Source organism: Deltaproteobacteria bacterium, from assembly GCA_012522415.1.
GTDB lineage: Bacteria > Desulfobacterota > Syntrophia > Syntrophales > JAAYKM01 > JAAYKM01.
The window spans coordinates 39,800-54,472 of record JAAYKM010000075.1 but is presented as its reverse complement, the minus strand read 5'-3'; the positions used below and the strand labels follow the sequence as shown (position 1 = coordinate 54,472).

Below are 14,673 nucleotides of genomic sequence, written 5' to 3'. Positions count from 1 at the left end.
GGGCGGCCGACTGGCATATGATCGGGCGGGTAAAGGAGAGGCTGGCCATTCCCGTCATCGGTAATGGAGACATCCGCAAGGGCGCCGACGCGGCGAGGCTGAAAAACATGTCCCGCTGCGACGCCTGTATGGTGGGACGCGGTGCCTTGGGCAACCCCTGGATCTTTCGGGAAATCATGGACGTCACGGCGGGGGGCGCGCCCCGCCGTCCCTCCCTGGAAGAACGTCGGACGATCATCGAGACCCACCTGAACCGGGAGGTGGCCTATTCGGGGGAAAAGGCGGGATACCGAAATTTCCGTAAGCATCTGCTGTGGTACACGAAAGGACTGCGCGGCGGCGCGCGTTTCCGCCATGCGGCGTCGGTCATGACGTCCGCCGGGAGGATGTGGGAAGCCTTCGATTTATACCTGTCTGAAAACGATAACTTGCCGAAATAGCACAGGGAAATAATGCCTTGACTTTTACCGGCGCTCTGGGCATAATCAACCCCGCGTCGTAGAGGGCGCCAGATCTTCGGAAGAGGTGGAAAATGACAGTGGAGATACCGGGGTTCAAGGATCTTGAAGAAAAGATTAGAAATATTGTTTCAGCTTATGCGGAATTGAGGACGAAGTACGAAAGACTAGAGGAAGTATTAAAAAACAAGGATTTGGAGTTACAGGAGACCTACAACAAAATAAGGGGATTGAACGAGGAAAAAGACACGATACGGTCGAAGGTGGATTCGCTTTTGGATTTGCTTCAGGATATTAATGCGGCTCAATAAATCTTGGGGTTTTCTTATTGAAGAGAAGCTTTCATATCGAGATACTGGGGCAGAAGTTAACGGTATTAAGTGATTCGGATGAGAAGGCTGTTGCAGGGGTTGTCCAGTATGTGAACGACAAGGTAGATGAAGTCAGCAAGGGGGGACAGAATCCGAATACCTTGGCGATAGCGGTTTTAGCTGCCTTGAATATTGCAGGCGAGTTGTTTAAAGCAAGAGGAGAAAACAAACTGATTAGTGAGCAACTGGAAAAAAAGACCCAGGAACTGATAGATCTGATTGACCGAATTAATCAAAAATAAGCTATTCCCCTGCGATGTGCGTGATTGACATTCGTTTTTTGAGCCAACACCTTAGAACCGGGAGCCTTTTCGTTTTTGCCGTGTGCATGTCCGCTTGAATCCCGTTAGGGATCGCGGAAAGCCTGAAGCGAAGACAAGGGGCACCCACTTGGTCCCAAGGTTCAAAAAAGGTGGTTGACACGGCATCGGCGGGGGTTATTAATTTGCCGGTCCAAGGCCGTCCCACAAAAATATTCCTCACCATTTTACATGCCATCCCTGAATATCGTTTCAATTCTCCTGTTTAGCCGGGGCGAACCCCGAAGGGAGGTGTACAGATATTGTTGAATAACGGGTTGATTATATTGATTATTCTGGGATCCATCGCTATCGGTGTGGTTCTGGGTTATCTCTTTCAGGTAAGGCTGGCCAAAAAGAAACTGGAGTCTTCCGAAAGTCTGGCTGACCGGATTGTGGACGAAGCCAAAAAAGAGGCGGAAACGATACGCAAGGAAGCGGTTCTTCAGGCCAAGGAAGACCTCTTTCGGTCGAAAACGGAATTTGAAAGAGAGGCCAGGGAGAGCAAGACGGAATTCGAAAATCTCGAGAAAAAACTCCGTTCCAGGGAAGAACTCCTCGATAAAAAGACAGAGGCCGTTGCCCAGAGGGAGGCAAGCCTCGATGGGCGGGAAAAGGGTATTGCCGGAAAAGAGGCTCAAGCGGCGGAAAAGAATGACGAACTGACACGTCTGATCGGCCGGCAGAAGGAAAATCTTGAGAAAATTGCCGGACTCTCCTCGGAGGAGGCCAAGAAACAACTGATTCAGGCTGTTGAAAGCGACGCCAAAAAAGATGCGGCCGCCTTTGTACGCAAAATTGAGGATGAAGCGAAGAATACGGCGGAAAAGAAGTCGCGTGAAATTATTGCCTATGCCGTCCAGCGATATGCGAGTGATCATGTTTCGGAAAATACCGTGTCGGTCGTGACCCTGCCGAACGATGAAATGAAGGGACGTATCATCGGCCGGGAAGGGCGGAATATTCGGGCCATCGAAGCGGCTACGGGGATCGACCTCATCGTGGATGACACCCCGGAAGCGGTGGTCCTTTCCAGTTTTGACCCCATCCGTCGTGAAGTGGCTCGCCTCTCTCTTGAACGGCTGATTACGGACGGCCGGATTCACCCGGGACGCATCGAAGAGATCGTCAAAAAAGTGCGAACCGAGGTGGACACGATCATCCGTGAAACCGGTGAACGAACTTCCTTCGATGTGGGGGTTCACGACATCCATCCCGAAATCATATACCTCCTGGGCAGTCTTAGATACCGGACCAGTTTTTCCCAGAACGTTCTCCAGCATTCCGTCGATGTCGCCTATTTGACGGGCATGATGGCGGCGGAGATGAAGATGAACGTGAAGGAAGCCAAACGGGCGGGCTTGCTTCATGACATCGGCAAGGCCGTGGACCATAAAATAGAAGGAACCCATGCGGCCATCGGCGCCGACTTTGCGCGGCGATTTGGTGAAAACCCCCGCATTGTCCAGGCGATCGCCACCCATCATGACGACGGTAGAACCAACACGCTCCTGGGTGTCCTCGTCCAGGCCGCCGATACCCTGTCCGCCGCGCGTCCGGGTGCGAGAAGGGAAATGCTGGAATCGTACGTGAAGCGTCTGGAGGAACTCGAAACCATCGCCAAATCGTTCAACGGTGTGGATAAATGCTTCGCGATCCAGGCGGGAAGGGAAATCCGTATCCTTGTGGAGAACGAGAAGATATCCGACAACGACGCGGTGATGCTGTGTCGGGATATCATCAAAAAGATCGAGGAAGACCTGACGTATCCGGGACAGATCAAGGTGACCGTGATTCGTGAAACACGGGTATCCGATTATGCGAAATAGGCATTGGCGGGAGCGGCCTGTGTGGGGGTCATCATGAAAATACTTTTTATCGGCGACATTATGGGCAAGCCGGGACGCCGGGCTGTGAGAGAGCTTCTTCCGAAGGCGGTGAAGGATCACGATATTGACTTCGTCATTGCCAACTGTGAGAACGCCGCTTCCGGATTTGGCGTGACCCGGGATATTGTCGATGAGTTGCTCCGGTACGATATCGATGTCCTGACCTCGGGAAACCATATATGGGACAAGAAGGAGGTCATGGATTTTATAGATGATTATGAAAACTTATTACGTCCCGCCAATTATCCGGGCATGAATCCGGGTTACGGAAGCACGGTCCTTTCCGCCGTGACGGGAGACCCCGTGGGGGTCATCAATCTTGAAGGGCGGGTGTTCATGCGCTCCCTCGATTGTCCTTTCAAAAAAGCAAAGGAAGAAACAGAAAAATTGAAGGGCCGAGCCGGAATCGTCATTGTGGATATGCACGCCGAAGCGACCTCGGAGAAAAGGGCCCTGGGCTGGTTTCTGGATGGCCAGGTCACGGCGGTTTTGGGGACCCATACGCACGTGCAAACGGCGGATAACGAGGTGCTTCCCGGTGGAACCGCCTACATTACCGATGTCGGCATGACGGGGCCTTTCGACTCGGTTATCGGCATCAAAACCCCCGCTGTCCTGGACCGCTTTCTGAGTCAGATACCCAACCGTTTCGACGTCGCCAAACGGGATATCCGCATGCAGGGCGTGGTCCTCGATGTCGACGAAGAAACGGGAAAAAGCAGAAGTATCATGAGAATAAGTGTGAAGCTGGAAGAAAAAACGGAGCGAGGTCTGATTTGAAAAACGCGTTCGATATCTTGAGGGAAAGGGGTTTCATCGAGCAGATCACAGATGAGGATGCGATCAAAGATCTGTTACGGAACGCAAAGGTGACCTGCTATATCGGGTTCGATCCAACGGCGCCCAGCCTGCACGTCGGCCATCTCCTGCCCATTATGTCTCTGACTCACATGCAGAAGGCGGGGCATAGACCGATTGCCCTGGTTGGCGGGGGGACCGCCCTGATCGGTGACCCGAGCGGCAAAACAGAGATGAGGCGCATTCTTACGCGGGAACAGATTGACCACAATGCCCGGTGTCTTCAGAAACAGCTCTCGAACTACCTTGATTTCTCCGACGGCGGAGCCCTCCTCCTGAACAACGCCGACTGGCTTGCGGAGTTGAATTATATCGCATTTCTCAGGGATATCGGCCGTCATTTCAGTGTCAACAAAATGCTGGCGGCGGAGAGCTATCGTATGCGCCTGGAACGGGGACTTAACTTTATCGAATTCAACTACATGTTGTTGCAGGCGTATGATTTTCTTCATTTATTCGACGAATATGGGTGTATGCTCCAGATGGGCGGGAATGACCAGTGGGGGAACATGCTTGCCGGGAGTGACTTGATCAGAAGAATGAAAGGGAAGGGCGCCTTTGCCATGACGTTTCCCTTGATCACGACGTCATCGGGTCACAAAATGGGGAAGACGGAAAAGGGGACGGTCTGGCTGGACGGGAGGGAGACGTCTCCTTACGCATATTATCAGTACTGGGCCAACACGGAGGATGCCGACGTGGAACGGTTCCTCGGGCTGTTCACCTTCCTGCCGATGGAAGAGATATCCGCCGTCTGCTCCCTCGAGGGATCGGAACGTAATATGGCCAAAACGGTTTTGGCCTTTGAGGCCACCAAGGTCACGCATGGTGAAGAGGCCGCGCTGGATGCTTGGAAGGCCGCGGTGCAGACCTTTCATGTCAGGCCGGTTCGGGATGATCTCTTCCCCTCGAGCACCCTTCCCAGGACCGAGCCGGATCGGGATGGGGCGGGTCCGCCCTCCATCGGGAAAACGGAGGCGGAACTGGAACAGGGGATTGCGGCATTCGAATTGTTCTTTGAGAGCGGACTTTGTGCCACGAAAAGTGAAGCCCGCAGACTGCTTTCCCAGGGAGGCGGCTATGTGAACAACCGGCAGGTCGGCGCGTTCGATGAGAAGATAGGATTGGGAGATCGGGATGAAGGGGGCCGGATCCGGTTAAGAAAGGGGAAAAAAAGGTACGTTGTTGTCGAGGTCGTGCAGGGTTAAAATCCGTTTCTCTTCGTTGGCTGATTTGACCTTGACAAGCAAAAGACAAGGTTTTAAGTTAGAAAAAATTTCAACTTAGGAGGGCACGCTATGAAGGTAACTGTTGGGGCGATACTCGGTGTACGTAGGTTGCTGGGCTGGAGCAATGTGGAGATGGTGCTCCCGGAAGGTGCGACGGTGGGTGACTGGTTAAAGGAAATCAAGGTCCCGGACGTGGGGACGGCCTTCGATCTGTTTATTATGGAGAATGGTACAATCAATCCTAAATACATGATTATGCTGAATAAATTCAGAATAGGCGAGGAAATGATGGACAGGGCCGTCAATGAAGGCGACCGTCTTGTCTTGATGGACTGGCTGCACGTTCCGGGCTGGATTCGCTGAGATCTGAAACCCGGGAAATTTTATTCAACCAGGTCGTAACCAAGGAAAAAATATACGAGGAGGACAGAATTATGGCCAAAATGTCGTCGGTAATAAAGGAGCTCATTGAAACAAACAAGCTGGCTTTTATCGCTACAACGGATGCAAACGGGGCTCCGAATGTGTCTCCCAAAAGCACCTTCAGCATCATTGATGACGAAACGTTCATGTTCGCGGAAATCATGTCCACCCGGACCCGCGAGAATCTTTTGAAAAATCCCAAAATTGCCATTTATTTTTTTGATAAGGAAAAGAATGAGGGCTGCCAGGTAAAGGGAACGGCCGAAATGCTGAGTTCCGGTGAACTCTTTGACGAAATGAATGAAGCCCTGAGTTACTTCAGCCGTAAGGCGAATTATGTTGTGAAGGTGACGGTGGAGGATCTCTTCCCCTGGCCTCCGAAGACGATTGCCGGCAGCTATCAGGAAATGGCGGGCGGCGGAAACAAATAATCTCCCATCTCCCGGATCAGCCAATCGAGATAATGACAAGATCAAAAGAGGTGAGCCGAACATCTGGTTCACCTCTTTTTTTCAAGGCGTTCGGAAATTCGTAATCAGATTCCCGATTAATGTTTGACACACTTTGGGCTTTTCCCTATAATCCACCGTCTTTTTGGGGATCTATTGAATTTTAACGGGAAATGATCACCTTGCCACGTGCGGATTGGGTAGTTGGTCTTTCAATGGGTAAAATCTTGATCGATATGTTCTATACGGCTTTATTGGCCCGGTGGCTCCGGCGATGATGGCGAAGAATATGGATACGAGCAGAATCGGTATCATCGGACCGGGACGCTTGGGAACCTCTTTTGCATACAAGTTCGGCCGGGACAATAAACGTGTCACCCTTTATTATCATGACCTGGATGTCTGTCTCGCGATCAATAAGGAGCATCTGAATCCTCGTCATTTGACGCAGGATCTGGTGAAACGTCTCGGAAGCATCGACAAGGTGCCCCGTCTTTCCCCGAAAGTTTATGCGACAAATGATCTGGAGCGGGTTATCGAAGAGAATGATTTTATATTCCTGTCCCTGACGATGAACCGCCTCACCGAATTCTTGAACTACCTGAAGCCGATCATCGAGCGCAAACCGGGTGGCACCTGCCTGATATCGCCGATAAAAGGGCTTTCCTCCAACGAGGGGACCATGGAGTTGGTCACCCCTTCGCAGCTCATCAAACAGAGCCTTTCCGCGCTGAAATACAAATATGAACTGGTCTGTGTAGGCGGACCCTTTTTTGACATGGATATCGCCATGGGAAATCCCGTCTGCGTCACCGTGGCCGGGAAAAGAGGCGTTTCGAAGCTGATCAAGGAGGAATTGATACGCTTCAACCGTCGGGAGTTGACTTCGTATTACAACTTCGATGTGGTCGGGATCGAGGCGTGCGGCTCCCTGAAAAATATCGTAGCCAATATCAAGGGGGTGACCGATTCCCTCAATCTGGGTGATTCCCTGCCGGGAACGATCTTCTCCCGATCGGGGGTGGAAATCCGTGCGCTCGTCAGACTTCTCGGCGGCAGCTTCCAGGCTTTTTACAGTCAGGCCGGAGTAGGGGATATGTACGTGACCGTTTCTTCTGAGGCCAGCAAAAATTACCGCTATGGCAAGTACTTTTACGAAAACTTCAACGGAAACCCGGCGGATACGCATGCCAAGGCCCTTCAGAAAATCGACGGGACCCCGGAGGGGCCCAACACGATCCGGAATGTTCATCGATATCTGGAAAAGAAAAACATGTATAGCCCCCTTTTCGACTGTGCCTACAAAATCTTCAATGAGGGGGGGACGAAACGCCATATCAAGGATCTCGTTATTCAGGCTTGTCAGTTTGATAAACGAACCAAGGAATATATCAGTCCCCTGTCCAGGCTTTTCTACAAGCTCTTCCCCCATTTGTGGTATCGACGGAAAAAGGGGTTTTTATCCGATCTGGAAATCTGAGAAGATTTCTATTGACAGAAACATGATTGCCGGGATAGGGTACCCGACAGCACGCTGGATGGAGATGGACGCCATGATACAGAAAATGGGAATAGAGGGAATATGGTGGTGGCAGGCGCACGATGCCCGCCCGCCGGTGTGTTGATGTTACTTATGAGCCGTGGGCGGGGGAAGTCTCTCCCATGTCTCACGATCAGATCAAAAAGGCCATGGGAAAACTCATGGCCTTTTTTGTTGGGTCCTGTTCTTTTCCCCATAGGGAAACACGGCCTGGACGGTTTTTATAATCAAGCAAAGGAGAAGCACAATGGAACAGATGAAAGTGATTCTGGAGGATCAGGAGATTCCAAGGCAATGGTACAATATCCAGGCGGATCTGCCGACGCCGCTGCGGCCGCCGTTGCATCCTGCAACGGGTAAACCCGTCGGGCCGGACGATCTGGCTCCCATTTTCCCCATGAACATCATCGAACAGGAAGTCTCCCGTGAACGCTGGCTGGATATCCCCGAGGATGTTCTGGCCAAATATCTCCTGTGGCGCCCCTCGCCCCTGCGCCGCGCCAGGAACTTCGAGAAGTGCCTCGATGCGCCCGTCAGAATTTATTATAAGGACGAGGGGGTGAGTCCCGCCGGTTCCCACAAGCCAAACGCGGCCATCCCCATGGCCTATTACAACAAGGTTTTCGGCACAAAACGGATGGCCACGGAAACCGGGGCGGGCCAGTGGGGCAGCGCCCTCGGTATGGCCTGCCAGATGTTCGGTCTTCAATGCCGGGTCTATATGGTCAAGGTCAGTTACAACCAGAAACCGTACCGGCGTATGCTTATGAATGCCTGGGGGGCCGAGTGTCTCTCCAGCCCCAGTGATCAGACGGCAACGGGGCGAAAAATCCTTTCCGACGATCCCGATTCTCCGGGTAGCCTGGGCATTGCGATCAGCGAGGCGATCGAGGACGCCGTGACCCATCCGAACACGAAATACGGACTGGGCAGTGTCCTGAACCACGTGCTGGTCTATCAGAGCATCATCGGTCTGGAGGCGGAAAAGCAGATGGCGAAAATAGGCGAGTATCCCGATGTCGTCCTGGGCTGTGCCGGCGGTGGAAGTAATTTCGCCGGGATTTCCCTTCCCTTCGTACGGGATAAAATCCATGGGAAAAAGGTGTCCGTCGTTGCGGCGGAACCGACCTCCTGTCCAAGTTTGACCCGGGGACCCTTTGCTTACGACTTCGGGGATATCGCCCAGACGACACCGTTACTGGCCATGCACACTCTGGGACATGATTTTGTGCCGGCGCCGATTCATGCGGGGGGGTTGCGTTATCACGGGATGGCGCCCATCGTGAGCCATCTGCTTGTGGAAGGTCTTATCGAAGCGCGATCCTACGACCAGGTGGAAACGTTCGATGCCGGAGTGAAATGGGCAAGGAGTGAAGGTTTTCTCCCCGCTCCGGAAACGAACCATGTCATTGCCGCTGTTGTTCAGGAAGCGGCGCGGGCCAGGGAGGAGGGGAAAGAAAAGGTCATTCTCTTCAATTGGAGTGGTCACGGCCTGATTGACCTGTCCTCTTACGATTCATACCTCTCGGGACAGCTGACGCCTTATGAACTCCCTGAGGCGGAAATCGAACGGGCTTTGCGGACGATTCAGAGATTCCCGAAGCCCTGACAAAACGAGCGGTGAAGGCTCGTTCAGGGAAAGTTTCCCTTGACGGTTTCGCTTTTTTTCGCAAAGGTATCGCCATGGAAAACGATTATGACGGTTTGCGATGCCACTGTCCCCGCCTGGGGCACGAGGTGTCATTTTCCTATTGCCGTCGGGAGGGGGGGAGAATGCCCTGTGCCGAGATTGTGGCCTGCTGGCGACGTATTTTCCCTGTCGACGCCTGGCTGGAGAGGACCCTGACATCCGAAGAATGGGCAATATTCTGCCGTCGGAGCCAAAAAGACAAGATGACCACCCTCATGGACCTCATTGCCAAAGCGAAGGGAGGAGCCGAATAAAGGCAGGCATGGACCTGTTCGAAGGGGTTGGGGAAACACGAAAAGACGGGAAGGAACGGCCGCTGGCGGAGCGGATGCGGCCGCGAAGCCTGCAGGAATATATCGGTCAGGGCCATCTGGTGGGAGACGGCTCCTTACTGAGACGTGCGGTTGAGGAAGACAGCCTGTTTTCCATGATCTTCTGGGGACCTCCCGGTTCGGGGAAAACAACGCTGTCGATTCTGATAGCCGGTGAGAGCAAGGCGCACTTCATACGATTTTCGGCTGTTCTGTCGGGTGTTAAGGAGATCCGCGCCGTCGTCGAGGAGGCGCAAAATCAGCTTGCCTATCATGGTCGGCGAACGATCCTCTTTGTCGATGAGATTCATCGCTTCAACAAAGCCCAGCAGGATGCGTTTCTGCCCCATGTTGAAAACGGCCTGATCACATTGATTGGGGCGACAACGGAAAACCCCTCCTTTGAAATCATCGCGCCTCTCCTTTCACGGTGCCGGGTCATGGTCCTGAAACCCTTCTCTCATGAAGAGCTCCGGCTGATTTTGGACAGGGCCCTGCGTGATCGGGAGCGGGGTCTGGGGAACCGATCCCTTCACATCGAGGAAGGGGTGCTGGATTTCATTCTCTCCCGGTGTGACGGCGATGCCCGATCGGCGCTGAACAACCTCGAGGCCGTGACGCTGGCGGCGGATTCCGCTTCCGATGGCATGGCCAGCCTGACCCTCGAGACGGCGGCCAGGCATCTGGATAGAAAAACCTTTCTTTACGACAAGGCGGGCGAGGAACACTACAACCTCATTTCCGCCTTTCATAAAAGCCTTCGGGGAAGCGATCCCGATGCGTCCCTGTACTGGTTGGGGCGGATGCTGGCGGCTGGAGAAGATCCTTTGTTTATCGCCCGTCGCATGGTCAGAATGGCGGCGGAAGACATCGGAAATGCCGATCCCAACGCGCTGGCCCTTGCGGTTTCAGCCATGCAGGGTTTTCAATTGATCGGTTCGCCTGAAGGAGAACTCATTCTGGCCCAGGCTGCGGTTTACCTGGCTGCGGCGCCGAAGAGCAATGCCCTTTATACCGCTTACGGAGAGATTCAGGAAACCATTTCCCGAACCGGAAGCTTACCCGTTCCCCTGCACATTCGGAACGCTCCGACCGGACTGATGCGGGATCTTGAATATGGACGGGGTTACAAATACGCGCATGACTATAAGGGGGGCGTGGTCCCTCAGGATTATCTGCCGGAGTTGCTCCTGGGGACGAAATTTTACAAACCGACGGACAGGGGTTACGAGAAGATCATCAGGGACCGTTTACGGGACTGGTGGAACAGCGGCCTTTGAGAAATGCCCGACGTCAATCAAAAAACCATCACGGGGTAAACCATGCAGGAGGGGAAAAAGGAGAATGATTTTTGTCAGGCCGACGCGCTCAACCATGGCACGCTTCTACGATTTATTCGGGATTATCGGAGGATTGTCAGTATTGTTCTGTCCCTTCTGGGCGTTGCCGTTATCATCCGCTATTATTTCTGCGGAACCTCCTGTCTGTACCTGGCAGGAACCCTGCTCGGGCTTGACCTGAAACTATGGGGGGTAATCTTTCTTGGGTTGTTTTCCATGCTGCTTTTGCTGCGCCAGGAGGCCCTGTCTTGTCTGTTGTTGTCGGCGGCGCTGGGCTGCGAGGTCTTTCTCGTGGGCTACCAGGTCATCCACAGGAACTATTGCCCCTATTGTTTGATCTTTGCAGGGATTATTCTTGTTTTGTTTGTCGTCAACCTGAACAAAAAAAGACTGATACTCGGATCACTGTCCATTGTGCTGGGGTTCGTTGTGATGCTCGCCTTTTTTCAGAGCGTCCCCCTGAATGTGGCGTCCGGAGGACAAGCCCTTCCCTCATTCGGACAGGGGGAGGTCAAGGTCCGGCTCTACACGGATTATTTCTGTGGTCCGTGCCGGGGGGTGGAGCCGGCGGCGGAGAGCGTTCTCTATGACTTGGCGAGAAAAAACCGGATCAACCTGACTTTCGTCGATATGCCCATTCACCGGTCCACCTCTCTTTACACCGCCTACTACCTGTCTTTGGTTCAGCGGGGAAAAGCCCTCGATAGGGCGTTGCAAATCCGCAAGGCTCTCTTCCAGGCGGCGGAAAAAAGGATTCAGGAAGAAGGGGCGCTCCGGGCATACCTTGAAAAACGGGGTTTTGAAGTAAAAGGGGTCGATGAAAAGCTCCCTCCCCCGGAAATCGGCCGTTTTGTCCACGAAGACGAAGTGAACGGCACGCCGACCCTGGTTGTGATCGAAGGGCGCGAGAAAAAGAAATACTTTGGCCGAACAGAGGTTCTTCAGGGACTGCATGAGATTAAGTAATCACTTATGACGTTTTCAAAGGGTTGAATGGATCGACAACCTGACCGGGGCTACGGATGCCGGGGACTATATCATGGACAAACCGGGCAAGCTTTATGTGGTGGCGACACCGATCGGCAATCTGGAGGATATTACCCTGCGGGCAATCCGGATCCTTCGGGAGGTCTCTCTTGTCGCGGCGGAGGATACGCGGCGGACCCGTATTCTTCTGAAACACTATGATATCCGGACACCGGTGACCAGCCTGCACGAACAAAACGAGTTGAGCAAAACCCCTTTTCTGCTGGATAAAATAAAAAAGGGACAAGACATTGCCTGTGTCACCGACGCGGGAACCCCGGCGATTTCAGATCCCGGTTACCCGCTGATTCATAACGCCGTCAAAGCCGGCATTGAAGTCGTTCCCATACCCGGTGTGTCTGCTGCCATTACGGCCTTGTCTGTTTCCGGGTTGCCGATGGATCATTTTGTTTTTCAGGGATTTCTTCCGCCGACCAAAGGGAAAAAAAAGGCCGTGCTGCTTTCCATAGCCGATGATCGGCGCACGCAAATTTTCTACGAATCACCGAAACGGTTGTTGGATACCTTAAAAGATATCGAGACATGGTTGGGGAACCGCTTTGTCGTTGTGGCCAGGGAGCTGACCAAACTTCACGAGGAGGTGGTCAGAGGCGATGTGGCTGAAGTCATTTGCGCCTTTGAGGGCCGGGTGATCAAGGGGGAAATCACCCTCGTTATCGCTGGGAAAAAATCGGTTTCGGAAACGGAGAATCCGGAAGCGCGTATCCAGGCCATGATGGTTTCCCTGTCCCGAGAGCAGGGGCTCTCCCGGCGAGACATGGTTGACCGGATTACAGCGGATCTCGGTTTTCCCAGAAAGATGGTTTACCATGCCCTGCTTCGTTTCTACGGCGGGAGTTGATCGTGGTTCTTTCCTGCATCCCCATTGTCGCCGTACGGGAAAAGCTGGCGATGTGGCAATTTTATCTTGAACTGGGAACGCGGTTATGGTAACACAAAAGGCGAATAGATAATTAAGTTGATTGAGAAAAAGACGGGGAAGGTCTGCGGACAGGGTGGAATAAAGAAACAGAGGGACAGGGCGCCATGGGTGAATTCGGGGCTACGCCGGAAACGGACAGGAAAGTATTCGATCTAGTGGATGTGGTGGAAACAGAAACGGTTATGGATCGCGGGGAACCCCTTCTGAGACGGACGGTTTATGAGCTCGTTGATGTCGTAACCGAAGAAGGACCGGCTCTTTCCACGGAATCCCTGACCAGGGAAGAGATCATAGAGCACTTGAGAGACGTTACGGAGAATATTGCGCGGGAACTTTTCCCGGCCATCGCGGAACGGATCATTCGCGAAGAAATTGCACAGTTAAGGAATGAAGAGGAAGCGGAAAAGAAACATCAAACAGTGCATGGGGCTTAACAGGGTTTCTTGGAAAATAGAGGGATCGTTTTTTATAACGGTATTGATTCTGGCAACCACGATATTGTTATTTTCCCCGGCCTCCGTCCAGGCGGACGCGGACATGGAAACAGTGGACTTTGAAACGGAAGGAGTCGGTATCGTTGGTCAGCAGAGTCTTTCTCAGGCACGGGACAGGGCCGTCGAAAACGCCTTGGCCAACGCATTGAAAGAGGCCATTCGTTTGGTTCTCCCCCCTGGATCATCACCGGGGCGATACGGAGACGCCTGGCGCCATATTGCAAAACAAAAAAATGATTATATTCAGAAATACGGAGTTTTAGCGGAATCCCACACACAGTCGGACTATCAGGTCAGGATCAGCGCAACCCTCTTCGTCGGGATCATGGCGGACAGATTACGTGCCCTGGGTTTTGAAACCGCCCGACATGCGGAATCAGAAAAGCGTATCACCCTGACCGTGCATGATGTTCGCAGTTATGAGGAATATGTACACTTGCAGGACTACTTGAAGCGCGGTTTGCCCTGTGTTCAGAAGGTCATCCCCGCACGCTTTGCCTGGCGGGAAGTCAGCTTTCGCCTGACTATTATGGGCCCTTCCGATTGTGTGACATCGCTGGATTTACCATTTGATGTCCAGGCAGTCATGGGGGATGAGATAACGGGGAGCATTCGCCGCTGACGGTGGCGAACGGGCCGCCTTTGCTGTCGCGTACAACGTGGTTTGGAGAGGGAATCATGTCGAAAAAATATCTTTATTTGTCCGTCCTTTTAGTTTGTTTTCTGTTGGTGGCCTGCGGCCATAATAAGAAGGCTTCGCCCCTTTCGCTGAAGCCGGAAAAAACCAAGCCCATGCCCTCATCGATCGCCGTATTGCCGGTGATAAACCATGTGGCGGACCCCGTGATCGGACAGATTGTGCGCCAGCGTTTGATTGACGAACTGTTTTTTAAGGGATATCCGAAAATTTCGACCAGAATAATCGACGAGAGACTGGCAAGGATTTATGAGGGCAAACCCGTATCCAGTGAGGCTGTGCCGCCCATGACCGTGGGTGAACTGATGGGTGTTGACGGTGTGCTTTACTGCAGGATCACGGAAATGAAGACGAAATATCGTCCCATGTATGCCCCCACGCGGGTTGAATTGTCATTTGAAATGAGGAGCACCAAAACCGGCGAAACGCTATGGCAGGCTAAACAAGACGCCTCAACACGAAACTTCGGGTTTACCCGTCGGGGACTTGAAATGAAATCTTTTCAGGATTACGAAGCGGCCATCGGTGAGATCGTCAAAAAAGTTATGAAAACCTTTCCCGAGGGACCGGATGCAGTCGGCTGATGGACGTTCTTCAGCGTTGCCTGGCCGGAACGCTTTCATTTGACCGTCCAAGGCCGTTCAGTCACTTCTTGT

General features: G+C 52.9%; 17 protein-coding genes and 1 other RNA gene. All 18 read left to right on the top strand.

Going from position 1 to position 14,673, the window contains the following annotated elements; translation table 11 throughout:
* Nucleotides 1–440: tRNA dihydrouridine synthase DusB (locus tag GX147_06630; protein NLN60366.1), on the top strand; the 440-nt coding region annotated here is incomplete at its 5' end.
* 92 nt (nt 441–532) lie between these two features.
* Complete coding sequence (gene zapB / locus GX147_06625) at nt 533–769, top strand: cell division protein ZapB (protein ID NLN60365.1); 237 nt, start codon at nt 533–535, stop codon at nt 767–769.
* A 17-nt stretch (nt 770–786) separates the two neighbouring features.
* Nucleotides 787–1,071, top strand: a complete 285-nt coding sequence (locus GX147_06620) for a cell division protein ZapA (protein ID NLN60364.1) — start codon at nt 787–789, stop codon at nt 1,069–1,071.
* A gap of 3 nt (nt 1,072–1,074) precedes the next feature.
* Nucleotides 1,075–1,270, top strand: a non-coding RNA gene (gene ssrS / locus GX147_06615) — 6S RNA.
* A gap of 124 nt (nt 1,271–1,394) precedes the next feature.
* Nucleotides 1,395–2,957: a ribonuclease Y gene (gene rny / locus GX147_06610; protein NLN60363.1), complete on the top strand. Its 1,563-nt coding sequence runs from the start codon at nt 1,395–1,397 to the stop codon at nt 2,955–2,957.
* A 33-nt stretch (nt 2,958–2,990) separates the two neighbouring features.
* Nucleotides 2,991–3,797 (top strand): TIGR00282 family metallophosphoesterase, encoded by an 807-nt coding sequence (locus tag GX147_06605; protein NLN60362.1) that lies wholly within the window; start codon nt 2,991–2,993, stop codon nt 3,795–3,797.
* A complete protein-coding gene (locus GX147_06600) occupies nt 3,794–5,083 on the top strand; it encodes a tyrosine--tRNA ligase (protein ID NLN60361.1) in 1,290 nt (429 codons plus the stop codon). The genes GX147_06605 and GX147_06600 overlap by 4 nt, the downstream gene beginning before the upstream one ends.
* 90 nt (nt 5,084–5,173) lie before the next feature.
* A complete protein-coding gene (locus tag GX147_06595; protein NLN60360.1) occupies nt 5,174–5,467 on the top strand; it encodes a MoaD/ThiS family protein in 294 nt (97 codons plus the stop codon).
* Nucleotides 5,468–5,538: 71 nt separating this feature from the next.
* Nucleotides 5,539–5,958, top strand: a complete 420-nt coding sequence (locus GX147_06590; GenBank protein ID NLN60359.1) for a pyridoxamine 5'-phosphate oxidase family protein — start codon at nt 5,539–5,541, stop codon at nt 5,956–5,958.
* A 307-nt stretch (nt 5,959–6,265) separates the two neighbouring features.
* Nucleotides 6,266–7,456, top strand: coding sequence for a hypothetical protein (locus GX147_06585; protein ID NLN60358.1), 1,191 nt, complete (start codon nt 6,266–6,268; stop codon nt 7,454–7,456).
* A gap of 307 nt (nt 7,457–7,763) precedes the next feature.
* A complete protein-coding gene (locus tag GX147_06580; protein ID NLN60357.1) occupies nt 7,764–9,125 on the top strand; it encodes a TrpB-like pyridoxal phosphate-dependent enzyme in 1,362 nt (453 codons plus the stop codon).
* A 74-nt stretch (nt 9,126–9,199) separates the two neighbouring features.
* On the top strand, nt 9,200–9,460 hold the full coding sequence (locus GX147_06575) for a hypothetical protein (protein NLN60356.1): 261 nt from the start codon (nt 9,200–9,202) through the stop codon (nt 9,458–9,460).
* An 8-nt stretch (nt 9,461–9,468) separates the two neighbouring features.
* A complete protein-coding gene (locus tag GX147_06570) occupies nt 9,469–10,797 on the top strand; it encodes a replication-associated recombination protein A (GenBank protein NLN60355.1) in 1,329 nt (442 codons plus the stop codon).
* A 42-nt stretch (nt 10,798–10,839) separates the two neighbouring features.
* Nucleotides 10,840–11,823 carry a thioredoxin domain-containing protein gene (locus GX147_06565; protein NLN60354.1) on the top strand — a complete coding sequence of 328 codons (984 nt, stop codon included), beginning with the start codon at nt 10,840–10,842 and terminating at the stop codon, nt 11,821–11,823.
* Nucleotides 11,824–11,896: 73 nt separating this feature from the next.
* Nucleotides 11,897–12,745: a 16S rRNA (cytidine(1402)-2'-O)-methyltransferase gene (gene rsmI, locus GX147_06560; GenBank protein ID NLN60353.1), complete on the top strand. Its 849-nt coding sequence runs from the start codon at nt 11,897–11,899 to the stop codon at nt 12,743–12,745.
* A gap of 185 nt (nt 12,746–12,930) precedes the next feature.
* Complete coding sequence (locus GX147_06555; GenBank protein NLN60352.1) at nt 12,931–13,260, top strand: hypothetical protein; 330 nt, start codon at nt 12,931–12,933, stop codon at nt 13,258–13,260.
* A 103-nt stretch (nt 13,261–13,363) separates the two neighbouring features.
* Nucleotides 13,364–13,942, top strand: a complete 579-nt coding sequence (locus GX147_06550; protein ID NLN60351.1) for a hypothetical protein — start codon at nt 13,364–13,366, stop codon at nt 13,940–13,942.
* 56 nt (nt 13,943–13,998) lie between these two features.
* Nucleotides 13,999–14,601 (top strand): DUF799 family lipoprotein, encoded by a 603-nt coding sequence (locus GX147_06545; GenBank protein ID NLN60350.1) that lies wholly within the window; start codon nt 13,999–14,001, stop codon nt 14,599–14,601.
* Nucleotides 14,602–14,673 lie beyond the last annotated feature (72 nt).